This is a genomic window from Paenibacillus sp. J22P169 (assembly GCF_059691995.1).
Genome location: NZ_JCAUAO010000001.1, coordinates 1826280 through 1850953, shown reverse-complemented (window position 1 = coordinate 1850953; position 24674 = coordinate 1826280). Strand labels below are relative to the sequence as shown.

Sequence of the window (24674 nt, the reverse complement as noted above, 5' to 3'; positions counted from 1 at the left end):
AGTTGTGAACGTAAAACGAAGACGAACCCAAGGTGGAAGCTTGCTTCTAGCGCTTATCTTGGTTATTTTGCTTACAGGCTGTGCGTACCCGCAAGAACTAAGAAAAGAGAATCAAATCAATCCGGCTGAATTTATTACCGTCGTCCAACAAGCGGTAGATACCTTTCACGAGAAATCAGGCGTGCTTCCCATTAAAAATAGCGATATGTCAACGCCGCTCTATGAGAAATATGTGATCGATTTTCCTAAATTGAAAAAAATGAATCTACTGAGTACGGTGCCTGCTAATGCTTTCGAAAGCGGTGGTGTATTCATCTATGTTCTCGTTGATGCAGAAACGAAGCCAGTGGTGAAGCTGATGGACTTATCCGCCTATCAAAGTGTCGAGGATGTTCAGAAGAAAGTGAATGATTACATTGCGAAGCATGGGGGGAACATGCCGCAGGGGATATCGCAGAATGACGCATTTGCATATGTAGATTTCAAGCTGCTAGGGATGAAGGAACCCGATATCAAGTCTGTCTATAATCTGAAAAATGCAATAACGTACATTTTAAACAAACAAACGGGGGAAGTTTCCATTGATTATGCGATGGATATCAACACGTTTATTCAGAATAACGCTTTAGGCAATTCGTTGAAGCCAGATCAGGATTTGAGGCAGATTCTCGTAGAGAAATCCTATTTTGTACCGATTCGCAGTGTTTCTTATGCTTGGCAACAGAATCAGCCTATGCCGCAAAAGTAGTCATACATTAAACCTCTTCCATGACTGGAGGAGGTTTTTTTGTCTTTATAGAATAAGCGCAACCGACTCATCATATATTCTTTCGAAAGCCGTATGTGCTTCATAAAATATGAGCGAAAAAAAGTTGGGACGCATCTATCATATTTCTATCGAAAGTACATATATTTTTACTAGTCCAAATGAATGTACGAGTAGTCAATTGTTACCGTCACTAGAGTCAGTTGACGACCAAACTGTAGGAGGGATTCTCTTGGAGAAAGTGGATATCTTTAAGGACATTGCAGAACGAACGGGAGGGGACATTTACCTGGGGGTTGTCGGCGCAGTCCGGACAGGGAAATCAACCTTTATCAAACGTTTTGTGGAATCTGTAGTGCTGCCGAACATTCAAAGCGAAGCGGATAGGATCCGGGCTACCGATGAACTCCCGCAGAGCGCTGCTGGCCGCACGATTATGACAACGGAGCCGAAATTCGTACCGAATACGGCGGTTCAAATTTCTGTGGCCGAGGGGCTGAACGTAAATGTTCGCCTAGTTGATTGTGTTGGATATGCAGTCGATGGCGCCAAAGGCTATGAAGACGAGAACGGACCTCGGATGATCAATACGCCATGGTTCGATGAGCCGATTCCTTTTCAAGAAGCGGCTGAAATTGGAACCCGGAAAGTCATTCAAGAGCATTCGACATTAGGTGTCGTGGTTACAACAGATGGCACGATTTCGGATATCCCGCGGTCATCCTATGTATTGGCTGAGGAAAGAGTGATTAATGAGCTCAAAGAAGTCGGGAAACCGTTCATTGTGATTATTAATTCGCAGAAGCCAAACAGTGAGCCTGCACTTGAGCTTCGCAGTGAGCTGCAAAGCCGCTATGATGTTCCTGTTGTGACAATGAGTGTAGCTAGCGCTGGAGAAGAAGAAATGGTCTCCGTGCTTCGTGAAGTCCTGTATGAGTTCCCAGTTCATGAAGTGAATGTGAACTTGCCTAGCTGGGTAATGGTTCTGGATGAGAATCATTGGCTGCGCACACAATTCGAAGCATCCGTTCGCGATACGGTACAGGATATTAGACGCTTACGTGATGTCGATCGTGTTGTCAGTCAATTTGCTGAATATGAGTTTATCGACAAGGCTGCATTGGCAGGTCTGAATATGGGGCAGGGTGTAGCTGAAATTGATCTCTTTGCACCTGATGAACTCTATGATCGAATTCTCGTCGAGGTCGTTGGTGTTGAAATTCGCGGGAAGGATCATCTCCTCCAACTCATGCAGGATTTCACACATGCGAAGAGGGAATATGATCAATTCGCTGAGGCCCTTGAAATGGTCAAAACAACCGGCTACGGGATAGCGCCTCCAACGTTAGCGGAGATGGCGCTGGATGAGCCTGAGTTAATCCGTCAAGGCTCCAGATTCGGCGTACGTTTAAGAGCTACGGCGCCATCCATTCATATGATTCGCGTAGATGTTGAATCCGAATTCTCACCGATTATCGGAACTGAGAAACAAAGTGAAGAACTTGTCCGCTATCTGATGCAGGATTTCGAGGATAATCCGCTGAAGATTTGGGAGTCCGATATCTTCGGAAGATCGTTGCATTCAATTGTTCGTGAAGGCATTCAAGGCAAGCTTGCCCAAATGCCAGACAATGCGAGATATAAACTGCAGGAAACACTTGGACGTATTATCAACGAAGGTTCAGGTGGCTTGATCGCCATTATATTGTAGGAAAATGTGGACAAAAAACACTCGAAAGAGTGTTTTTTGTCGTTTCTTAGCGGAAAGACCCACATAAAATGGAAATAGATACTTGAAATTGCTCCCTGAGTGTATTACTATGAATTTATTCGTCTGCTTTCAAAGTTCATTTTGCTTAGAAAATCAACGATTTTTCAGTGGTTTATGTATAATTTCTGGGAAAACGGTGAAAACAGGAAGTAACGGAAGTGAGAAATCTTGGGGGGAGGTGAATGGCATGAATAAATCTGAATTGATCAACAAAGTTGCGGAAACCTCTGAGCTATCCAAGAAAGACGCAACGAAAGCAGTAGATGCTGTTTTTGATGCAATTTCTGAAGCATTGCAAGGTGGAGACAAAGTGCAATTGGTTGGATTTGGTAACTTCGAAGTTCGTGAACGTTCTGCTCGTAAAGGACGTAATCCACAGACTGGTGGAGAAATTGATATCCCAGCAAGCAAAATCCCAGCTTTCAAACCTGGTAAAGCACTTAAAGATGGCATTCAATAATTTGTATTTATACATAGGATTGAACGTTACATAATTATAAAGCCGTGTCCGCTAATTGCGGGTAGCGGCTTTATTTGTTTTACCTGAAAATGCCTTTACAATTTGAAATTCTCCTACTATAATTACAAAAGTGAATGCGTTATTCTTGGCTGTAAACGTAACGGGGTATGGCGCAGCCTGGTAGCGCGCACCCTTGGGGTGGGTGAGGTCGCACGTTCGAATCGTGTTACTCCGATTATGAAGAAGACATCGGTGTTCGATGTCTTTTTCTATTGCCAAGAAAGCGGGAGCATTAATATTAACTGTTGATTAGATTTCTAGAATTTCTTGGATTACGTAGGGGGTACCGGGTTGAATAAGTTGAAGTTGAATGAGCTTGTGAAGTCACAGGATTGGACGATGTTCGGTATTATTGCTTCCATTTACTTGATCTGGCGGATTGGTACAGTTGGTAACTGGAGTACTGAATGTTGGATATTGCTATGCATCTGCTTATTAGGTGTGCGGAAGGATCAGATTGACGTAGATTGGAAACGCTTCTTTTTGATAGGAATTCCTCTTTTGGGTATTTTTTATTATTTTTATGGGACAGGCAACGGATTTTGGTGGAAAATTGCGAACTGGATGTTTGAAAATAATCGGCACCCCTGGCGCTGGGATAGCTATATGAATGCCATTCCGCTGAATACAGGTGGATGGGCAAGGTGGATTTCTACTCCATTTCTAGATAGAGCGATGGTGTGGGTGTATAACTATGGCTTCGTACTTTCGCTATGGATTTGTATTGTTCGAAGCTTCTGGACCCGCAGTGTTAAAAAAATGTTGTCCTATGCGCTGTCTGGGCATATGCTGCAATTTCCGCTCATTTTACCTTTCTATAATCTGATCCTGCTTCATGAAGTGTGGTATGTAAATAAACAACCAGATTTACTGCATCGCGTATTCGCTGATGAAAATTCCCTATTAGTGGCAGTCATGAATTGCTTCCCTAGTATGCACACCTCCATTTCTTTTGCGATGCTGCTTCTGGCGCTCCGAGAGAAGGATCGAATTTTCAAATACATGATGGTCACGTATTGCTCTGCGATTATTTTCTCGACGTTATATTTGCAAATCCATTGGGTGATTGATGTATTCGCGGGAATGTTATTCGCATATGGAACAGTGAAACTAACGGATCTCATCATCCGTCTCGGTTCCACACATGCTTTGCCAGCAAAATTCAAACAATTTTACCGAAAACGCGCTAAATCAGCTTCTGCTGAAATATCCGTCTAGGACATGTTGACTTCCGGTTACTATTTTTGGCATCATTAGATACAGGGATGAAGGATAGGGAAGAACGGAGGATGAATATGGAACAATCGAATAAATCGAATCAGTCCAATCAGTCGAACGCGAACTCGAACGGTAATGAGTACTTCGTGATTAAAGCCAAAGACAATGGAGTTCATGTGATTGGATTAACACGTGGACAAGACACACGTTTTCATCATACAGAGAAGCTAGACAAAGGTGAAGTTATGATAGCTCAGTTTACTGAGCATACCTCCGCGGTAAAAGTGAGAGGTAAGGCATTGATTATGACTAAGTTTGGAACGATCGATACAGAAGAATAAGAGATTATTGCTAAAAGCAGGCATAGCCTGCTTTTTTTATTTGTACAATGGTGTATAGGACTTGTCATTTGAGATAACCTGGCGGTTATTTGGCTCCTGCATATGCTTAGGAGGTGTTGAATGTGAAATGGTCTATGCGCATTGTGATCACGCTAGGTATTTCCGTTGTTGCTGCGATTAGTCTATCCATGCTGCCGAAGATAGATCAATCTTCAGGCTTAGGTTCCGCTTACACCTGGTCCAATAATCGAGGTGGTCAGTTGACTGATAATAACCTGGCAGATCTTCTAGTTCAAATTCCGCTTCAGCTACGTATTCGGAAAGTGGAACTTAGTACAACGCGATTGTCACTCGATTTGAGCTTGCCCAAAAATGCGGATTCCATTGCTGTCTACCGAGATTTGTATACGATCGCACAGACGATGCTTGTAAAAACTAAGAATGTAGATCAAGTTTGGGTACGGATCATAGATTATTCCGGGGCGGCAGATACAACCTCAACACAGCTCGTCTTGGCCATGGTAGCTCAGCGAGAATATGGCAAGGATATGGAGAAGAAGCCATCCGAGCTAAGTTTAATTCAATTGGAGCAGGAGCTGCAGAACCGCTTTCGCATCACGTATACTTCTAGATGGCAGCAAAAGTATCCCCTATAATTTATTGTGCTTCTATTAACGTGTTATGCTATAATAATTTGGATTGAGACATCGAGGTTCATAAAATGAGATTTGGCATACGGTTACGGAGGCTTTTGCATGAATTCTTATCGGATCCCTGAGATCGCTAAGCAGTACACGGAGTATGATATGATCCAAATTCACACAGACTTGCCCGATTTTCCTGAGTTGCGCACACGTCTGTTGTTTGCATTCTTGAATGAAGATAACAAAATAAGTTCATTAAGTGAATTGTTTACCTTAGCTACAGCACTAGTACAACTTGGACTCGATACTCATGATCTTGTGACGGCATCCAATGAAGTCAAGGAGAAAAAGGCATCCAGGTCAAGGCAACTTAAAGTGCTGGCCGGGGACTACTTTAGTGCCAGATTTTATCATCTCCTAGCTAAAACGGGGCAGATTGATATGATTAAGCAGCTTTCGAGTGCGATCTGTGAAGTCAATCGGCTTAAGATGAGCAGCTATATGAAAATGAAACAGCTGAAACTGACGGCAGAAGATTACATTCACCATATGGTGGAAATCAAATCTCAGCTGTTTTTGTCTTTTTCAGAAGTCATGTCCGAAGCGTACAAACAAGCATGGCCTGAAATTCTGAGAGGCTTTGTGAGATGTGAACTGTTATTCAATGAAATTTTCCTGATGGAGTCGATTTCGAAGTTCAAAGGCAGCTGGGGATATTGGCATATTAACCAGAATGGCACCAAAGAAGAGCGTAAGCAGCTGCAAGGCGAAGAAGTCGATACAACGAAGGTTCGTACACTTTTGCATAAGTACAGCATCTCTTCGCAATTGTATCAATTGCTTAACATCCAAACCAAGCAATTGCAGGACTATATTAAGAAGCTTGATTCGGACATGCTACAAAGTGAACTCTTTCACATGGGAGAGCCCTTTTTACGATTTGCTGGGGAGCATCCCAAAGTTTTAGAAGAAATTTAAGGGGATTAAGGGGACCTGGGTAATGAGTTTAAGCAAAACTAATAACGAAAATAAAAAAGCAAAGAGCAAAGAAGAGTTTGTCCATGGTGTCTTTGAAAGTATCGCACCTAAATATGATTTGATGAATAATATTATTAGTTTTAATCGGCATAAAGCTTGGCGTAAATTTGCAATGAAGAAGATGAATGTACAGCCGGGGGATACAGCAATCGATTTATGTTGTGGAACGTGTGACTGGACGATTAGTCTTGCGCAAGCGAGTGGTACTGGGAAAATGGTTGGATTGGATTTCAGCCAGAATATGCTGGATTATGGGGCGGAGAAAGTAAAACAATTGCGCTTAGATCAGCAGATCGAGCTTATACAAGGAAATGCGATGAGTCTTCCGTTTGACGACAATTCTTTTGACTTTGCCACAATCGGGTTTGCCCTGCGTAATGTTCCCGATCTTGAACAAGTCATTAGAGAAATGCAACGCGTCGTTAAGCCCGGAGGGCTAGTTGTGTCTTTAGAGCTATCTAAACCAACGTGGCAGCCGTTTAAGTCTTTATATTATATCTATTTCCGTCATATCATGCCTTTCCTTGGTAAATTGATTGTGAAAAAATATGAGCAATACAAATGGTTGCCGGAATCCTTAATTACATTTCCAGATCATAAGCAGCTAGCGGCGATTTTCGCGAAGAATGGTTTAGATCACGTACAAGCCCATCCACTTTTTGGCGGTGTGGCAGCATTACATGTAGGGACTAAAGGTAAAACGAAATCAGGAGTGTAACAGCATATGTTTACTAAATTGAAGATTTTTCTTGAAATGATTAAGTTCGAACACAGCGTGTTTGCATTACCATTTGCTTTCATGGGGGCTATTCTTGGTTCCGTCGTCTTGCAAGGACATTTACCGAGCTGGTCACAGATCGGTTGGATCACATTAGCTATGGTGGGGGCAAGAACCGCCGCGATGGCTTTGAATCGTGTTATTGATCAAGCGATTGATAAACGAAATCCGCGAACGGTGAATCGAGCCATTCCTGCAGGGCTTATCTCAATACCACAAGTAATTATCTATATCATCATCTCTTTTGTGGTTCTTTTTTGGGCAACCTATCATCTAAGCACGTTGTCGATGAAGCTGCTGCCTATAGCTGTGTTTTTTCTTGTGATTTATTCGTATACCAAAAGATTCACATGGACATGCCATTTCGTTCTAGGCTTGACGCTGGGGCTTGCTCCACTAGGTGGATGGATTGCTGTTACAGGTCAATTTACATGGTCATCCATCATCTTTTTCCTAACTGTTGCGTGTTGGAGCGCTGGATTTGATCTTATTTATGCTTGCCAGGATGCAGATTTTGATCGCAAAGAAGGGTTGCACTCCCTGCCAAGTCGTTTTGGCATTAAAGCAGCACTACTAACAGCACGAGTACTGCATATTTTAACCGCAATCGGTTTAGTTTCCTTATTTTTTATCACGCATCTGAGTTGGCTATATCTGGTGGGGCTAGTTATCGCCTATATACTGCTGTTTAAAGAGCATAGACTTGTTACACCGCAGGATTTATCCAAATTAAACACAGCTTTCTTTACGATGAATGGTGTTTTAAGTTTAGTCATGTTCACTTTCACATTACTTGATGTCCTAGTGAGTCAACACTCATGAGCAGCGGAAACTGGGTTATTGGTATTACTGGTGCGAGTGGAGCTATTTATGGCGTACGGTTATGTGAAGTGTTGTTGGATCTCGGTTTAGATGTGCATCTTATTATTACGGACGCTGGATGGCGTGTACTGCAGGACGAATTGGACTGGAGCGTAACGAAACGTCAAGATGTACTCGAAAAGCAATTCGGGGGACGAGCAGGCTCGTTTGAATATCATCCCGTAGCGAATATTGGTGCGACGGTTGCTAGCGGTTCATTTCGAACCAAGGGGATGGTTGTGATTCCATGCTCAATGGGAACGTTATCGGGCATCGCGCATGGCTCATCCGATAACTTACTTGAGCGTACCGCGGATGTCATGCTGAAAGAAGGAAGAAAATTAATTTTGGTGCCAAGGGAAACACCTTTGCATGCTATACATCTAGAAAATATGCTTACCCTAACAAGAATGGGGGTGCGAATGATACCGGCTATGCCAGCCTTCTATAATCGTCCGCGCTCAATCGATGAGATGGTTGATTTTTTGGTAGGTAAAGTAATGGATAGTATGGAGATTGAACATTCCTTGTACCGTAGATGGGGAGATATTGATGAGCAACCTAGACCCTAAAATTCGCATAGGTCGAATTAATTATACAAATGTATGGCCGATCTATTATTATTTCCCAGAGCTGATGAATAGTTCTGACGTCGATATTATTGAGCAAGTACCTACATCACTCAATCAAGCAATGGCTGAAGGCCGTATAGATATGGGTCCCATTTCTTCCTTTTCTTATGGTCAATATTTCGAGGATTATATGCTCTTCCCTGATCTTTCAGTTAGCTCTTATGGCGAAGTCAATTCGATCCTGCTATTCCATGACAAACCACTGCGAGAAATCGTAAATGGAAAGATTATCCTTCCCACGACGTCAGCAACTTCTGTGAATTTGCTGAAAATTATTTTAGAAAAGTTTTACAACGGCAAACCGACGTACGAATATGCAAAGCCAAGCTTAGATCAAATGATGGAGGGAGCAGATGCTGCACTCCTCATTGGGGATGATGCCATTAAGGAAAGCTGGCGGAATCAAAAGTATATGATTACTGATCTCGGTCAAGAGTGGGCTAAATGGACGGGGAAATGGATGTCATTCGCCGTCTGGGCAATTCGAAAGGATACAATTCGTAAATATCCAGAGCTTGTTGCGTCCATTTATGAAGCATTTAAAGCAAGTAAAGAAAAAGCCCATCACGAACCGAAGTACATGATTGAAGAGGCACAAGCTACCGTTGGCGGCACCTCTGACTATTGGCATCATTATTTTCATACATTGTGTTATGATTTCGCGGCTGAGCAGTGGGAAGGACTTAATTCGTATTATCAATATTGTTACGAGCTAGGATTCTTACCGAAACCAGTTCATATTGGGATATGGGAAGATAATAAAGTGGCACGGGTGACCGAATGAAAAACTTGTTGGATATTTATTCTAGAAAAAGAAGAGATATTTCAGCGATCGAGAAAGAGCTGGAAGAGAGTGTGAATAACGATCATTCTTTACTAAGGGAAACCTCGATCCATCTACTCAAAGCTGGAGGTAAACGGATTAGACCCGTTTTCGTTCTTCTTTCAGGTGAATTTGGCAATTATCAACTTCAAACAATGAAAAACGTAGCAGTCCCATTGGAACTTATCCACATGGCCTCGCTTGTGCATGATGACGTCATTGATGATGCCAACACGCGGCGTGGTCAATTGACGGTACGTTCCAAATGGGACAATCGCATTGCTATGTTTACAGGTGATTATATTTTTGCAAGAGCTTTAGGTGTTATCACCCAGATCCCGAATCCCAAAGTTCATCAGATTATGTCCAAAGCCATAGTGGAAATGTCCATTGGCGAAATGGAACAAATACGATTTTTCTTTCATTCCGAACAAACAATTCGTGATTATTTACTGCGAATTCGCCGCAAAACTGCATTGTTAATAGCAATTTCATGTCAATTAGGTGCGATGGCATCAGGGGCTCCGGATTGGGTGAGCACTAAATTGTATAATTTTGGCTATAATGTAGGTATGGCCTTCCAAATTAGAGATGATATTCTGGATTTAATCGGAACTGAAAAGCAAATTGGGAAACCTCCTGGGAGTGATGTCAAGCAGGGGAATATCACCTTGCCAGTGCTTCTGACCCTCCAAGACCCATCTTTAAAGCCAATGATATTGACAGAACTGGATCGAATACATAAACTGGATGGACAAACGGATGTGAGTCGATTTCTAGAAATGATTCGTGGCAGTGCTGGCATTAAGGAAGCTGATCGACTTTCCCAGGTTTATATTGATAAAGCGATTTCGTCATTAGACACACTGCCAGATATCCAAGCGAAAAAGGATCTCATCGAAATCGCTCATTTTATCGGGAATCGATCATATTAAGGAAAACGTGAAGTGGACGCTTACGGAGTCAGTTTTCTGACGAAAACTAAGTGGAGCTTACGAAGTTAGTTTTCTAACGAAAACTTAGGAGGTATTCTTTCAATGGAAAAAACATTTCTAATGGTAAAACCAGATGGCGTGCAGCGGGGACTTGTCGGCGAAATTGTAAAACGGTTTGAACAGAAAGGTTTCCAATTGATTGGCAGCAAGCTGACGGTCATTTCCCGAGAGCAAGCGGAGATACACTACGCAGAGCATAAAGGAAAAGATTTTTTCGAAAGACTTGTGAATTTCATTACTTCAGGACCTGTCTTTGCAATGGTATGGCATGGTGATCAAGTTATCGCTTTGTCCCGAACTATGATTGGTAAAACAAATTCACTAGAAGCCGCACCTGGAACCATCCGTGGAGATTACGCTGTACATACGAATCTCAATCTGATTCATGGGTCTGATTCACCCGAAAGTGCTGAACGTGAAATTAATAACTTCTTTCAGCCGAGCGAAATTTTCGCGTATTCTAAAAACATACAAGAATGGATCTAATCACGTAAAGAATCTGGTATCTGAATGAGATACAGGTTCTTTTTTGTTGTTTTATGAAGGAATTTGGTAAATCCCCACAGAATGTATCAGGGTAGATACTGAACAAGGTGGGTGGACAGCATGGAAGATCAAGATTTTTTGTTATTTATAAAAAAAATAAAAGAACATACGTCCATTGATCTTGCGCTGTATAAGGAAGCGCAAATGAAGAGACGATTAACTACCTTGCGGATGAAGCGGGGTTACAATACGTTTATTTCTTTTTTTGATGCCATGATGAAAAACAAAGAACTATTCTATGAGTTTTTGGATCGGATGACGATCAATGTTTCTGAGTTTTGGCGCAATCCAAATCGCTGGGAGCTTGTGGAGCAGAAATTTATTCCAGAAATGCTGAAACGTAATCGCAGGCTGAAAATTTGGAGTGCTGCTTGTTCGACAGGTGAAGAGCCGTATACATTAGCCATGATCTTAGCTGAGCAAGGGGCGCTTGGTGAGACGACCTTGCACGCAACGGATATTGACGATGGCGCGATAGAGAAAGCTCGTAAAGGCATGTATTTGGATCGCTCCGTGCGTGATGTGCCGTCTACTTATGTGAAGAAATATTTTAAGCAAGATGGTGTGATGTATCATATTTCAGATGAACTCAAAAAGAATGTGAAATTTCAGAAGCAAAATTTGCTTGTAGATACGTTTGACACCGGTTACGATCTAATCGTTTGCCGCAATGTCATTATTTATTTCACAGAAGAAGCGAAGCATATACTCTACCAGAAATTTGCCAAAGCCCTTAAACCTGGGGGTTTGTTATTCGTCGGGTCAACCGAGCAAATTTTCTCCCCGGGACAATATGAACTAGAGGCGGCAGAAACGTTCTTTTATCGTAAAAAAGGTGTATAAGAACTTCCTTATCTTCCAATACTAAGATGTAGCAATGCAAAGTGAATGAAACGTCGCGCTTTGAACAATGCATACACGCTTAGGGGGCTATCATGGACAAACGCAAGGTGATTACCGCTTATCGCAGGGGAATGATTTCCATTCAAGAATGTGCTCAAATTTTAGGAGTCGATTCCTCACAAATTACGGGTCTTATGAATGATCCTCAGCTTTGTGAGCCTCCGAGGGTTGTCCAGAAGCAGCCAATGCACGGGTAATACTAGCTCCTGTCTAGTTAATGACACGCTTACGCAGAAGGGATTGTCCCTGACCTGTGAAGCGTGTTTTTGCATTTGTGTTGTTGCCAAACCTGAATACCTATACTATAATGACAACAGATAATCGCGCGTCAAAGCGCTAAAGTGCTTGCTGCTGCAGCATTTTCATCGTAGCACACGAAGTAAGTATGCTCGGTTTTTCCATACTAATATGTTCATATACGGAGTTCGATGTTCTTCGTAAAATTCTTAGGGGGTAACGGATTGTGAGATATTTAACAGCTGGTGAAACGCATGGACCGCAGCTCACTGCGATTATTGAAGGGTTCCCAAGTAATGTAACCCTTAACTTTGAAGACTTGAACCATCAATTACATAGACGTCAAAAGGGCTATGGTCGTGGTCGTCGGATGCAAATTGAAAAGGATACAGCTACCATTGCAGGTGGTGTGCGTCACGGTAAAACAACAGGAGCGCCAATCGCTTTAGTTGTTGTGAACAATGACTGGAAGCACTGGACTTCGGTTATGGGCATCGAACCCGTTGAAGAAGATAACGAAGGCAAGCGTCGTGTAAACCGTCCTCGTCCTGGACACGCGGATTTAAACGGCGGCCTTAAATATAATCAAAAAGATTTGCGTAACATTTTGGAAAGATCCAGTGCTCGTGAGACAACGATGCGTGTAGCAACGGGTGCAGTAGCACGTCAATTGTTAGCTGAGTTTGGAATCAAAGTGGCTGGACAAGTTATCCGCATTGGGGACGTTGAAGTGGAGCGTCAAGAGCTTCCTGTTGACGAACTCATTCGGATTACAGAAGAATCTCCAGTACGTGTAGTTGATAAAGAAGCAGAAGCGAAAATGATCGCTGCAATCGATGCTGCCAAAGAAGATGGCGATACATTGGGTGGCATTGTTGAAGTTATTATTGAGGGTGTTCCTGTTGGTCTTGGCAGCCATGTACAATGGGATCGCAAATTGGATGGTAAAATTGCCCAAGCAGTGCTTTCCATTCAAGCTTTCAAGGGTGTTGAGTTCGGTATTGGTTTTGAAGCAGCGGAGCGCAGAGGTTCTAATGTACATGATGAAATCTTGTATACACAAGAAACAGGCTTTAGACGCAGAACGAATCGTGCAGGTGGATTTGAAGGTGGAATGACAACAGGTGAGCAAATCATCGTTCGTGGTGTCATGAAGCCAATCTCGACGTTGTACAAGCCGTTGCAAAGCGTAGATATTGATACCAAAGAAGTATTCACAGCGCAAGTAGAGCGTTCCGACACTTGTGCAGTGCCAGCAGCAGGCGTGATCATGGAGAACGTGATTGCTTGGGAAGTGGCGAATGCTTTCTTAGATAAATTCGGCGGAGATTCCATCGAAGAAATTCGTACGAACTTAACGAATTTCCTCAAGCAAGTGGAGAACTACTAAGATGAGAGAACTTACCGTAGAGCTTGGAGAGCGGTCTTATCCCATTTATATTGGCCAAGGCATTCTTACCAATATCTCGGCACTGTTCGATCGCGCGAGGCTTAGCCGCAAGTCGCCGCTGCTCATCGTCACCGACGAATCGGTGGCGGCATTGCACTTGGAGCGCGTCCTGACGCTGCTCCGTGATGGCGGCTTCGCCGCGACGGCCTGCGTCGTGCCCGCAGGCGAAACATCCAAATCCCTCGCGCAGCTCGAGGGAATCGTCACCGCCGCCCTCCAGGCGGGCCTTGATCGCAATTCTGCGATCATAGCCCTCGGAGGAGGCGTGGTCGGCGATCTCGCCGGCTTCGCCGCGGCGAGCTTCATGCGTGGGATCCGCTTCGTGCAGATCCCAACGACGATCCTTGCCCACGACAGCTCGGTCGGCGGCAAGGTAGCGGTCAATCACCCGATGGCGAAGAACATTATCGGGGCGTTTCACCAGCCGGAGTTGGTCCTGTTCGACATCGACCTGCTGCTAACTTTGCCTGAGCGCGAAGTGAAAGCAGGCCTGTCAGAGGTGATCAAGCATGGCTTGATCTGGGATGAAGCTTTTACACAGTGGTGCGATGAAAACGCAGACAAGCTGTTAGCTTTAGATCCAGAAGCGTTAAGTTATGCGCTTTATATAGGTTGTCAGGTTAAAGCGATCGTCGTATCGCAGGATGAGCGCGAGAATGATCTCCGTGCGATTCTGAACCTGGGTCACACGATTGGTCATGCTTTAGAAGCCGTAGCTGGCTACGGCGAGCTGCTGCATGGTGAGGCCATTGCTATTGGGATGGTTGGCGCCGCGAAGCTTGCTCAGCAGTTTGGTTACAGCGAGGACATTCATACGGTGACCAAAGGACTGTTTGTGAAATATGGTCTGCCCGTAACCATTCCATCGCATTTGGATACAGATCGCATTATGAGTGCCATGATGCATGATAAGAAGTTCAAAGAAGGTACGATGGTGTATATCATTCCTACCGAAATTGGTAAAGTCGAGATCCGCAAGGATGTAACGGCACAGCAAGTCAGAGAGATTGTTGACCTTCTAAAAGGGGAGAAATAACCGATGTACTTAAGGGGAATTCGTGGCGCGACAACAGTTCAACAGAATGATGCAGAAGAAATTCTTACTGCAACGAGTGAGCTTCTTCAAGCAATTGTAGAAGCGAATGATTTCCGTCCAGAAGATATCGGATCGGTTTTCATCACAGTAACCGAAGATATTACAGCAACATTTCCTGCAAGGGCGATTCGTACCTTAGTTGGGTGGGAACTTGTTCCTTTGATGTGTTCGTTAGAAGTGCCGGTTGAGAATGCATTGCCCAAATGTATTCGTTTGATGGTGCAGGTCAACACGACCAAAACCCAAGCGGAGATTAACCATGTTTATTTGAAAGAAGCGAAAGCGCTTCGACCTGATATTGTTAAATTGACAAATGAAGCTACCCGGTAGTATAGTGAATTTAGATGAGTTTAGGTTAGTAGAGCAGAGTTTAGTCGAGTAGAGCAGAGCCGAGTTGAGATGAGAAAAAGTAAAGTAGCAGCTATATGACACATGGATCGTTCCCAGAGGGGATCGTCTATTTACTCATACCCAGCAGCCCTCATTTTCTTTTTTTCACATTCATCCTGATCGTCTACTGAAACTAAAGTCAACCTCTACCCCTGGTAGAGGTTTTTTTGTATTCGAATAGAGTTTTGAGCGCCGCTAAGGCGAGTAGCTCACAAGCTGAGAGGGGATGTTTCCATGTATACACCTGAATTGCAAGAAGTCATTCGTTTGTCCAAAGATTATAATCTTATCCCAGTGGTGCGTCATTTACTAGCTGATACCGAGACGCCAATACGTGTATTCCAACATTTATATCAAGAGCCTCGTGCTTTTCTATTAGAAAGCGTAGAAGGGGGAGTGAAATGGGCCCGCTATTCCTTTTTAGGCAGCGATCCTTTCTTAATGATCACGGCTAAGCATGGAAAAACAACGGTCGAAACGGGGTCCGAGAAAAAAATCACGGATGAGAAACCGATCGAAGTGTTGAAGGCTTATCTTCGTTCCTACTCCAGCCCTCAGCTTGCGGACCTTCCTCGCTTTACGGGTGGTGCTGTTGGATTCTTCGGATATGATTTATTGCAATACTATGAGAAACTACCGGCTCATCAGATTGATGACTTACAAATGAATGATATTCAATTCATGTTTTGCGATCAGGTCATCGTGTTTGATCATTTCAAACAGCAGATCAAAGTGATTGCAAACCTACATGTTCCCCAATTCGCTACGGATGCGGATATCGCGAAAGCTTATCAAGCAACCTGTGAGAAAATCGATGCCACGATTGAGAAAATTAAACGGCCTCTAGGGTCCGAGACGATGACGCACAATCCGATCGTGTCAGAACCAGATTTGGGTGAAATTCGCTCGAATATTACGAAAGAAAAATACATCGCCAATGTGAACAAAGCGAAGGAATACATTCGTGCCGGCGATATCTTCCAAGTTGTGCTCTCGCAACGTTTTGAAATGGAAACAACCGTTTCTCCCTTACAGGTGTACCGTGTGCTTCGTACAATGAATCCTTCGCCATATATGTATGTGTTGAAAATGGATGATGAAGTTATCGTGGGTACGTCTCCTGAGCTGTTAGTACGTGTTGAGGAAGAAAAAGTAGAAACGCGGCCGATTGCTGGAACTAGACCTAGAGGGAAAACACCAGAGGAAGACCATGCGCTAGAGCTAGAATTGCTTGCCGATGAGAAAGAACGTGCTGAGCATTTGATGCTGGTTGATCTTGGACGTAATGATATCGGGCGTGTTTCGGAATTCGGAACTGTCAAATGTGATACCTTTATGGACATTGAACGTTACTCGCACGTGATGCATATCGTTTCGAATGTGTCCGGTAAAATTGCCAAAGATAAAGATTTCTTTGATGCCTTCCTTTCCTGTATGCCTGCAGGCACGGTGTCTGGAGCACCGAAGCTGAGAGCGATGGGAATTATTGCTGAACTCGAGCCAGAATCTCGCGGTTCTTACGCTGGTGCCATTGGTTATCTTGGATTTTCCGGGAATTTGGACACTTGTATTACGATTCGGACGATTGTATTCAAAAATGGTAAGGCCTATGTGCAAGCAGGAGCAGGAATCGTTTGGGATTCTGTACCTGAGAGTGAGTATCAAGAAACGGTGAACAAAGCGACGGCTTTGCTGAAATCAATTCGTATGGCAGAAGCCATGTTCAGTCCTGAGCCAAGACCTGTTAGCGATATTAACAAAGATTATTTTGTTAACTCTTAGAAGGAAGGGGCATGGATGAACATGAGTGGAACAATTACAATACAGCAAGCTCTTAAAAAGGTGATCAGTGGCAGTAACCTGTCTCGGGAGGAAGCTCGCAGTGTGATGTCTGAAATTATGGATGGAGCAGCTTCACAAGCTCAGATTGGCAGTTTATTGACTGCTCTTTGTATCAAAGGTGAAACGTTTGAAGAGATTACCGGCTTCGCGGAAACGATGCGCAGTAAGGCGCTTCAAATGGATGTGCTGCAAGGTGATTTGCTTGATACCTGTGGAACGGGCGGAGATGGCGCGGAGACTTTCAACATCTCGACGACTGCAGCTATTGTAGCAGCAGCTGGTGGCATTCGAGTTGCCAAGCATGGGAACAGAGCAATGTCGAGTAAAAGCGGCAGTGCTGATGTTTTGGAAGCCTTAGGTGTGAAGATTACGCTAAGTGGTGAACAAGCGGCGAAGTGCTTAGAGCGTACGGGGATTTGCTTTATGTTTGCACAAGCGTATCATCAATCCATGAAGCATGTAGCAGCTCCTCGTCGGGAGCTAGGTTTTAGAACAGTTTTTAATCTCCTGGGGCCGTTAACGAATCCTGCGGGTGCGGATCGTCAAGTGCTTGGCGTTTATGATAGATCAAAAACCGAGCTTATCGCTCAATCGCTTCAAGCACTGGGCTTGAAACGTGCGCTTGTCGTAGCTAGTGATGACGGATTGGATGAATTCAGTATTTCGGCGCCGACGAAGGTGACCGAATTGAAGAATGATACGATCCAAACCTATACGGTTACACCAGATGATTTGGGCTTGCGAGCGCATAGCATCAAGGATGTAGCGGGTGGAGATGCCCAATTGAACGCTGAAATCATTCGTCATATTTTTGCAGGTGAAAAAGGACCTTATCGCGATATTGTGCTTGCGAATGCAGCAGCTTGCTTCTATGTAACTGGTAATGTAGGTACGCTTCAACAAGGCGTTAAACTTGCAGCTGATGTGCTTGATTCCGGACGTGCGGAGCAGAAATTGAATGATTTAATCCAATATACAGGAGAACTATGCCATGTTTCTTGATAAAATTGTAGCTACGAAGCGTGTAGAAGTGGAAGCAATGAGTCATTTTTCAATCGCAGAGGCTGAGAAGTTGATCTCTCAGCTTCCGCCTTGCTTAGGTTTTGAGAAGGCATTGACGACGCGGAAGAACCGCACGATGGGGCTTATTGCCGAGGTTAAGAAAGCTTCTCCTTCCAAAGGATTAATTCGCGAGGATTTCGAACCTGTCAGCTTGGCTCAGTCGTATGAACGTGCTGGCGCTGATTGCATTTCGGTTTTGACGGATGTGTCCTACTTTCAAGGGAGTAATGACTATCTGCAAGCCGTGCGCAAAGCAGTGAACGTACCGTTGCTGCGCAAAGATTTTACCATTGACTCGAAACAAATCTATGAAGCGAGATTACTTGGAGCAGATGCCATCCTTCTGATTGCTGCGATTTTGACAACGGAGCAAATGAAGCAATATTTGACATTAGCCAAGGACCTTGGTTTGGATGCACTCGTTGAGGTACACGATCGTGAAGAACTGGAGCGTGCGCTCGAACTGGATACCCAACTCATTGGTGTAAACAACCGGAATTTGAAAACCTTCGTAACCGATTTAGGAACAACTGAAGAATTAATAAGCTATATGCCAAAAGGTAAAACAGTCGTAAGCGAAAGTGGCATTTCTACCGTTGGCGATATGGCTTATGTCGAGAAGGTAGGCGCACAAGCTGTACTGATCGGCGAGCATTTCATGCGTCAACCCGTTGTGGAGCAAGCGGTCCAAGAGTTGATGGGCGAACTGCTCAAAAAGGCGTAGAAACAGGGAAGAAAGAGGCGGATTTTATGACGGTGGGCACGATTCCAACGGTAAAAATTTGTGGACTTCAAGACGTTGAAGTGTTAAAATCAATCGTACATTTGCCGATAGCTCATATCGGCATTGTTTTTGCACCGAGCAAGCGACAGCTCACCCCGGAGAAAGCTGCCGAGTTGATCACTTATTTGAAAGCTGAAGAAGCAAGTGGACTGACAGTACCGCGTACAGTTGGCGTTTTTGTTAATCCAACGCAAGAGCAGTTGATCCATATATTAGCCGTAGCTCCATTAGACATCGTTCAACTTCATGGTCAAGAAACACCTGCTTTCTGCGGGTGGGTTCGTGAACAATTCGGGGTAAGCGTATTTAAATCCGTTTCTATCTCGAAAACAGAGGATCGAATTCCCTCATCTGCCGAAGTAGCTGCTCAACTAAATCCTTATATCGGGACTGTAGATGCCATTCTATTAGATACATTTGACCCTATATACGGAGGCGGTTCCGGAACAACATTTGCCTGGGATTGTATTCCTGTTTATCAAGATTGGGCTCGTTCTGCTGGTGTACAATTGCTAGTGGCTGGCGGACTTCGACATGATAATGTAGATCAATTAGTGCTTGCCTATGCTCCAGACGGCGTTGATGTATCGAGCAGCGTGGAGACAGATGGCGTGAAAGATATTGCGAAAATAACCGCGTTTGTGGAAAGGGTGACCCGTAAGTGACACAAGTACCTGATCAGCATGGTAGATTTGGCAAGTTCGGTGGCCGTTATGTGCCCGAGACATTGATGAATGCCTTACATGAGCTTGAAGAAGCTTATGCGCGATATAAAGATGATCCTGAATTTATTGCTGAGGTTCGTTATTTGCAAAAGCAATACTCTGGACGACCTACGCCATTATACTACGCAGAACGTCTGACTGAGCTTCTTGGCGGAGCGAAAATTTATTTGAAACGTGAAGATTTAAACCATACAGGCGCACACAAAATTAATAACACCATCGGACAAGCGGTTCTCGCGAAGCGAATGGGCAAGAAGAAAATAATCGCAGAAACTGGAGCAGGTCAACATGGTGTTGCTTCTGCAACTGTCGCGGCATTAATGGGCTTTGAATGTAAAGTGTTTATGGGTGAAGAAGATACGAAGCGTCAGCAATTGAATGTATTCCGTATGAAATTGTTAGGCTCGGAAGTTATTCCTGTGACTTCAGGAACTCGTACGTTGAAAGATGCCTGCAACGAAACACTACGTTACTGGGTTAGCAACGTACAAGACACCTATTATATTCTTGGCTCGGTTACAGGACCACATCCTTATCCGATGATGGTTCGTGATTTCCAACGTGTGATCGGGGATGAGTCCCGTGAGCAAATTTTGGAAACAGAAGGTAGATTGCCGGATGCGGTTGTTGCTTGTGTCGGCGGAGGCAGTAATGCGATGGGGATTTTCTACCCATTCGTACAAGACGCATCGGTGAAATTGATTGGTGTGGAAGCTGCTGGACGCGGCGTTAACACAGAGGAGCACGCAGCAACCATGACCAAGGGAACACCGGGCGTATTCCAAGGTTCACTCAGCTACTTGCTTCAGGATGAATATGGTCAAGTATTACCGGCGCATTCCATCTCAGCAGGTTTGGACTATCCGGGCATTGGTCCAGAGCATGCGTATCTGAAAGACTCAGAGCGTGCTTCCTATTATCCAATCACGGATCAGGAAGCGCTGGATGCACTTCAATTGCTGAGCCGCACTGAAGGTATCATTCCGGCCTTAGAGAGTGCACATGCGATTGCTCATACGCTGAAATTAGCACCTACGATGTCGAAGGATCAGATCATTATCGTGAACTTGTCTGGACGCGGCGATAAAGATGTGGAATCCATTATTAGTTATCTTGGCGAGGGGGTATAAGCGATGAACCGTATTGACAGTCGTTTTGCAGAACTCAAAGCGCGCGGTGAAACCGCAATGATTCCCTTTCTAACGATTGGTGATCCGTCGATAGAGGCTTCCTTAGAGCTTATTCTAGAAATGGAACGCGCAGGCGCGGATTTAATCGAGCTTGGTGTACCTTATTCGGATCCGCTCGCAGATGGGCCAGTCATTCAGCGCTCCTCCGAGCGCGCCTTAAAACGTAAGATTTCCATTTTTGATGTGATCGATGTTGCTAAACAGGCAAGAGCGCGAGGATCAAAGCTGCCATTCATCCTTTTTACTTACTATAATCCGGTTCTCCAGATTGGTCTGGAGCGCATTTTCAAGGTAATGCAGGAGAATGAAATCAGTGGTATTATCATACCGGATCTTCCACTGGAAGAAGATAGTGAGACTAGAGGAATTGCTGAGAAATACGGCGTTCATTTGATTCCATTAGTTGCGCCAACATCGAATGAACGAGTACAACGTATCGCATCGGGGGCACGCGGCTTCGTATATTGTGTATCTTCGCTTGGGGTAACAGGTGAGCGTGCTGAGTTTTTTGGCGGTATTGAGGATTTCCTTACAACCGTTCGCGAAGCTGCTTCAGTGCCCATTGTTGTGGGCTTCGGCATATCGTCGCGTGAGCAAGTTGAACGCTTTGAGAAGCTCTGTGATGGCGTAGTAGTGGGAAGCGCTATTGTTCGTACAATTGAAAATGCTTTGCCGCATTTCGAAATAGACGCTGCACATCCGGAAGGTCTCAAGCAAATTGGCAACTTTGTAGGTCAGTTAAAACGGTCTAACAACTAATTGATGAGGTGACTACATGAAACCGAAACAAACCATTATACATTTACCAGTCTACCAACCAGGTAAGCCGATCGAGGAAGTCAAGCGTGAGCTTGGATTAACCGAAGTCATTAAGCTTGCTTCAAATGAGAACCCATTCGGGTCATCTCCGCACGTAAAGGCAGCGATTGAAGCCGAAATAGCTAATATTAGCCTTTATCCAGATGGGGGCGCTGTACAGCTAACGGAGGCAGTAGCAGCTTCATTAGGCGTTGAGACGAATCAACTTATTTTTGGCGCAGGCTCCGATGAAGTCATTCTCATGTTAGCACGTGCTTTTCTAGTGCCTGGGGATGAGTCCGTAATGGCTTCACACACATTCCCTCAATACAAACACAATTGTGAAATCGAAGGTGCGATTTCCATCGAAGTTCCATTGAAAGATGGCACGCATGATTTGGATGCAATGGCCGCTGCTATTACTGATCGCACGAAAATCGTTTGGATCTGTAATCCGAATAACCCAACGGGAACGATGAACACAGATGCTGAAATAAAAGCTTTCTTAGCAAAAGTTCCTGCACACACGATTGTTGTACTTGATGAAGCTTATTGTGAGTACAACACAACGGGTGAGTTCCCAGATAGTATTGAGCTAATTGCTCAATACAAGAATGTTATTTCTCTGAGAACATTCTCCAAAATCTATGGACTAGCTTCCCTTCGTATTGGTTACGGTATTGGACATCCGGAAGTCATTCGTTCAATTAACCAAGTACGTGAGCCATTCAACACGACACGTTTCGCACAAGCCGCTGCGCTAGCTGCGATCCAAGATCAAGATTTCATCGCAAGCTGTCGTGAAGCGAATTCAGCTGGATTGAACTACTTAGAAGAACAGTTCAAACAACTTGGGCTGCAATCATTCCCTGCACACGGTAACTTTATTATGGTGGACGTAGCTCGTCCAGCAGCAGACGTATTTAATGGCTTACTGCGCCGAGGATTGATCGTTCGTGGCGGACATATGCTAGGGTTCCCGACTTCGCTGCGAGTCACAATTGGCTCTAGCGAGCAAAATGCTAAATTTATTGCGGCTCTAAAGGAAGTTCTATCAGAGATTCCTGTTCAAGCCTAATTCAGAGGATAAAGGTTGATTCCTGTCATGACGAAAATAGCAATATTCGGAGTAGGGCTGATCGGTGGATCACTTGCCTTATGCTTCAAAGGAAAACCAGACTATACCGTTGTCGGTCATTCACCCAATCCTAATTCTGTAGAAAAGCTACTGAAACGGAATGTTGTTGATCATGCAACAACGGATATGGCTGAAGCAGTTGATGGGGCTGATTATATATTTCTCTGTGTACCTGTTGGTAATCTGGAGGAATATGTTCAGAAGCTGATGAAGCTGCCCCTCAAACAAGGCTGTATCATCACGGATGTGGGGAGCACGAAGGCTTCGATCACTGAAAGCGCAGCAGCCCACTTGATGGAAGGCTACTTCTTTATTGGTGGTCACCCGATGGCAGGTTCTGAGCGGCATGGGGTGGAAGCAGCATCTTCACACTTGTATGAAAATGCGTTTTACGTGTTGACACCAGCGAAAGGGACGCCACAGATTGAAGTGGATCGTCTTTCTAGTCTGCTTAGTCTAACTAAGGCTCAAATCGTGCAGGTTGACGCTCGCGAACATGATGACATTGTTGGTGCTATTAGTCATTTGCCGCATATCATTGCTGTGGCACTCGTCAATCAAGTTAGAGGATATAACGAGAGCAATCCCTTGTATCAAAACTTGGCAGCTGGAGGCTTCCGCGATATCACGCGGATTGCCTCAAGTGAGCCGACGATTTGGCGAGATATTCTTGTCAATAATCGTGTCGTTCTGCTTAAATTGCTTAAGGATTGGAATGAGGAGATTTCTCGATTCGTTCAACTTATCGAGCAGAGCGATGGTGAAGGAATTGCAGAGCAGTTTCGTATTGCAGGTGAATTCCGAAGTAAATTACCGGAACGTCGAAAAGGTGTACTGACATCCTTATTTGATATTTACGTGGATGTTCCTGACCATCCTGGTATTATTGGTTCCATTACTTCTCTGTTAGGGAATGCTCGAATCAATTTGAGCAATATTCAAATCATTGAAAGTCGCGAAGATGTGCCTGGCATTCTTCGATTATCGTTCCGTAACCAAGAGGATGCGGATCGAGCTTCTGAGCTGTTAGGTAAAGAATACGCGGTTCATGTGTAATAATGAAGCTTACTAAAGCTATAATTTGGGCTTCCTTCGCATTGGTTTCTGCCAATGTGAAGGAGGTCCTTTTCTTTTCTTTTATTTTTGTGTAAACGGATTCACAGGTCTAAAGCCTCATGCTATAATGGGTCTTATTATTCATATATATATTTTCTATTGTTATGGGGCGGTTGAAGTGAAATATCGAATGCTGATAGTTAGCATGTTGGCTGTTATGATTGTCATACTTAACTTTTCACCAATTTTAGTAAGTGCCAAAGATGTGTATTATTCCAATGAGGTAGCGGTGCTCGTTTATCATCACATTGACGAGATTGAACAGAGTTCAGTCACAATTACGCCGAGGTTGTTTGAGCGGCAACTCGTGTCGTTACAGAGGAAAGGCTTTCAATTCATCACCTTAGACCAATTTAAGGATTTCAAGAGCAAAGGAAAGGCAATACCAGATAATGCGTTGCTCGTCACGTTTGATGATGGCTATGAAAGCTTCTACACCTACGCTTATCCCATATTGCAAAAGCTACATATCCCAGCAGTGAATTTCGTCATCACGAAAGATTTAGATGATCCAACAAGGCCTAAATTAGTGTCTCTTTCCAAAGATGAAATTAGACAGATGCGCAGCGAGAACCCCGACATTGAATTTCAAGGGCACACGGATGAGCTGCATATGATGAAAGATGGAAAGCCAATGCTTTCTAACAAGGTTCTTCAAAATGGGAAACTTGAAACCGACGTTGAGTTTAAGACCAGGGTAATACAAGACACCCGCAATTGTATAGCGAAGCTCAAGGCTTTAAATGCTGCAAAGGATGTAGATGCTTATGCTTATCCATATGGCAGCTACGATGATACGACGATTTCCTACTTGCAAGAAGCGGGTATTCGATATGCTTTTACAACGAAAGCAGGGATTGCTTCTGAATGGACAGATGCGATGCAAATACCGCGAATAAATGGAGGCAGCCCTTTTGTTCGACCGCATTCCATCAGCAATTTGATTAAACAAGCGAAGAGAGAGCAATCGCAATTTGCTAGCGCGAAATGATCGTTGGTAAACGTTTTCA

At 44.1% G+C, this 24674-nt stretch carries 27 protein-coding genes and 1 tRNA gene; all 28 read left to right on the top strand.

Annotated features, from left to right (window positions below; all coding sequences use genetic code 11):
- The first annotated feature begins 4 nt into the window (after window positions 1-4).
- The 28 genes from AC58QG_RS08710 (at window position 5) to AC58QG_RS08575 (ending at window position 24655) form a co-directional block, all read left to right on the top strand.
- Window positions 5-748, top strand: coding sequence for a YphF family lipoprotein (locus AC58QG_RS08710; RefSeq protein WP_497361677.1), 744 nt, complete (start codon window positions 5-7; stop codon window positions 746-748).
- Window positions 749-998: 250 nt separating this feature from the next.
- The gene (gene spoIVA, locus AC58QG_RS08705) at window positions 999-2477 is read left to right on the top strand and encodes a stage IV sporulation protein A (RefSeq protein WP_056614411.1); all 1479 of its coding nucleotides are present in this window, start codon (window positions 999-1001) and stop codon (window positions 2475-2477) included.
- 247 nt (window positions 2478-2724) lie between these two features.
- Window positions 2725-2997, top strand: a complete 273-nt coding sequence (locus AC58QG_RS08700; RefSeq protein ID WP_056614405.1) for an HU family DNA-binding protein — start codon at window positions 2725-2727, stop codon at window positions 2995-2997.
- A 161-nt stretch (window positions 2998-3158) separates the two neighbouring features.
- Window positions 3159-3232, top strand: a tRNA-Pro gene (locus AC58QG_RS08695).
- Window positions 3233-3348: 116 nt separating this feature from the next.
- Entirely contained in the window at window positions 3349-4275 is a 927-nt protein-coding gene (locus tag AC58QG_RS08690) for a phosphatase PAP2 family protein (protein WP_497361676.1), read from the top strand.
- Window positions 4276-4352: 77 nt separating this feature from the next.
- Window positions 4353-4616, top strand: a complete 264-nt coding sequence (gene mtrB / locus AC58QG_RS08685; RefSeq protein WP_497361675.1) for a trp RNA-binding attenuation protein MtrB — start codon at window positions 4353-4355, stop codon at window positions 4614-4616.
- A gap of 122 nt (window positions 4617-4738) precedes the next feature.
- On the top strand, window positions 4739-5272 hold the full coding sequence (locus AC58QG_RS08680) for a hypothetical protein (RefSeq protein ID WP_497361674.1): 534 nt from the start codon (window positions 4739-4741) through the stop codon (window positions 5270-5272).
- 99 nt (window positions 5273-5371) lie between these two features.
- Window positions 5372-6238, top strand: coding sequence for a heptaprenyl diphosphate synthase component 1 (locus AC58QG_RS08675; RefSeq protein ID WP_497361673.1), 867 nt, complete (start codon window positions 5372-5374; stop codon window positions 6236-6238).
- A gap of 22 nt (window positions 6239-6260) precedes the next feature.
- The gene (locus tag AC58QG_RS08670) at window positions 6261-7016 is read left to right on the top strand and encodes a demethylmenaquinone methyltransferase (RefSeq protein ID WP_497361672.1); all 756 of its coding nucleotides are present in this window, start codon (window positions 6261-6263) and stop codon (window positions 7014-7016) included.
- A gap of 6 nt (window positions 7017-7022) precedes the next feature.
- Window positions 7023-7898, top strand: coding sequence for a UbiA-like polyprenyltransferase (locus tag AC58QG_RS08665; RefSeq protein ID WP_497361671.1), 876 nt, complete (start codon window positions 7023-7025; stop codon window positions 7896-7898).
- Window positions 7895-8509, top strand: a complete 615-nt coding sequence (locus tag AC58QG_RS08660) for a UbiX family flavin prenyltransferase (RefSeq protein WP_497361670.1) — start codon at window positions 7895-7897, stop codon at window positions 8507-8509. Before AC58QG_RS08665 ends, AC58QG_RS08660 begins: the two co-directional genes overlap by 4 nt.
- Window positions 8490-9353 (top strand): menaquinone biosynthetic enzyme MqnA/MqnD family protein, encoded by an 864-nt coding sequence (locus AC58QG_RS08655; RefSeq protein WP_497361669.1) that lies wholly within the window; start codon window positions 8490-8492, stop codon window positions 9351-9353. Before AC58QG_RS08660 ends, AC58QG_RS08655 begins: the two co-directional genes overlap by 20 nt.
- Window positions 9350-10327: a polyprenyl synthetase family protein gene (locus tag AC58QG_RS08650; RefSeq protein ID WP_497361668.1), complete on the top strand. Its 978-nt coding sequence runs from the start codon at window positions 9350-9352 to the stop codon at window positions 10325-10327. Before AC58QG_RS08655 ends, AC58QG_RS08650 begins: the two co-directional genes overlap by 4 nt.
- A gap of 102 nt (window positions 10328-10429) precedes the next feature.
- Entirely contained in the window at window positions 10430-10873 is a 444-nt protein-coding gene (gene ndk, locus AC58QG_RS08645) for a nucleoside-diphosphate kinase (protein ID WP_497361667.1), read from the top strand.
- 120 nt (window positions 10874-10993) lie between these two features.
- Complete coding sequence (locus AC58QG_RS08640) at window positions 10994-11776, top strand: CheR family methyltransferase (protein WP_497361666.1); 783 nt, start codon at window positions 10994-10996, stop codon at window positions 11774-11776.
- 92 nt (window positions 11777-11868) lie between these two features.
- On the top strand, window positions 11869-12033 hold the full coding sequence (locus AC58QG_RS08635) for a hypothetical protein (protein WP_164483568.1): 165 nt from the start codon (window positions 11869-11871) through the stop codon (window positions 12031-12033).
- A 266-nt stretch (window positions 12034-12299) separates the two neighbouring features.
- Entirely contained in the window at window positions 12300-13463 is a 1164-nt protein-coding gene (gene aroC, locus AC58QG_RS08630) for a chorismate synthase (RefSeq protein ID WP_497361665.1), read from the top strand.
- A gap of 1 nt (window position 13464) precedes the next feature.
- Window positions 13465-14559, top strand: a complete 1095-nt coding sequence (gene aroB, locus AC58QG_RS08625) for a 3-dehydroquinate synthase (protein WP_497361664.1) — start codon at window positions 13465-13467, stop codon at window positions 14557-14559.
- Between the two features lie 3 nt (window positions 14560-14562).
- On the top strand, window positions 14563-14949 hold the full coding sequence (gene aroH / locus AC58QG_RS08620; protein ID WP_497361663.1) for a chorismate mutase: 387 nt from the start codon (window positions 14563-14565) through the stop codon (window positions 14947-14949).
- Window positions 14950-15243: 294 nt separating this feature from the next.
- A complete protein-coding gene (gene trpE, locus AC58QG_RS08615) occupies window positions 15244-16791 on the top strand; it encodes an anthranilate synthase component I (RefSeq protein WP_497361662.1) in 1548 nt (515 codons plus the stop codon).
- Window positions 16792-16812: 21 nt separating this feature from the next.
- Complete coding sequence (gene trpD, locus AC58QG_RS08610; RefSeq protein WP_497361661.1) at window positions 16813-17853, top strand: anthranilate phosphoribosyltransferase; 1041 nt, start codon at window positions 16813-16815, stop codon at window positions 17851-17853.
- Window positions 17843-18637 carry an indole-3-glycerol phosphate synthase TrpC gene (gene trpC, locus AC58QG_RS08605; protein ID WP_497361660.1) on the top strand — a complete coding sequence of 265 codons (795 nt, stop codon included), beginning with the start codon at window positions 17843-17845 and terminating at the stop codon, window positions 18635-18637. The genes trpD and trpC overlap by 11 nt, the downstream gene beginning before the upstream one ends.
- A 26-nt stretch (window positions 18638-18663) precedes the next feature.
- Window positions 18664-19362 (top strand): phosphoribosylanthranilate isomerase, encoded by a 699-nt coding sequence (locus tag AC58QG_RS08600; RefSeq protein ID WP_497361659.1) that lies wholly within the window; start codon window positions 18664-18666, stop codon window positions 19360-19362.
- Entirely contained in the window at window positions 19359-20552 is a 1194-nt protein-coding gene (gene trpB / locus AC58QG_RS08595; protein ID WP_497361658.1) for a tryptophan synthase subunit beta, read from the top strand. The genes AC58QG_RS08600 and trpB overlap by 4 nt, the downstream gene beginning before the upstream one ends.
- A 3-nt stretch (window positions 20553-20555) precedes the next feature.
- Entirely contained in the window at window positions 20556-21371 is an 816-nt protein-coding gene (trpA, locus tag AC58QG_RS08590; RefSeq protein WP_497361657.1) for a tryptophan synthase subunit alpha, read from the top strand.
- A 16-nt stretch (window positions 21372-21387) separates the two neighbouring features.
- Window positions 21388-22488, top strand: a complete 1101-nt coding sequence (gene hisC, locus AC58QG_RS08585; protein ID WP_497361656.1) for a histidinol-phosphate transaminase — start codon at window positions 21388-21390, stop codon at window positions 22486-22488.
- A gap of 27 nt (window positions 22489-22515) precedes the next feature.
- Entirely contained in the window at window positions 22516-23604 is a 1089-nt protein-coding gene (locus AC58QG_RS08580) for a prephenate dehydrogenase (RefSeq protein WP_497361655.1), read from the top strand.
- A 205-nt stretch (window positions 23605-23809) separates the two neighbouring features.
- Entirely contained in the window at window positions 23810-24655 is an 846-nt protein-coding gene (locus AC58QG_RS08575) for a polysaccharide deacetylase family protein (protein WP_497361654.1), read from the top strand.
- The last annotated feature ends 19 nt before the right edge of the window (window positions 24656-24674 follow it).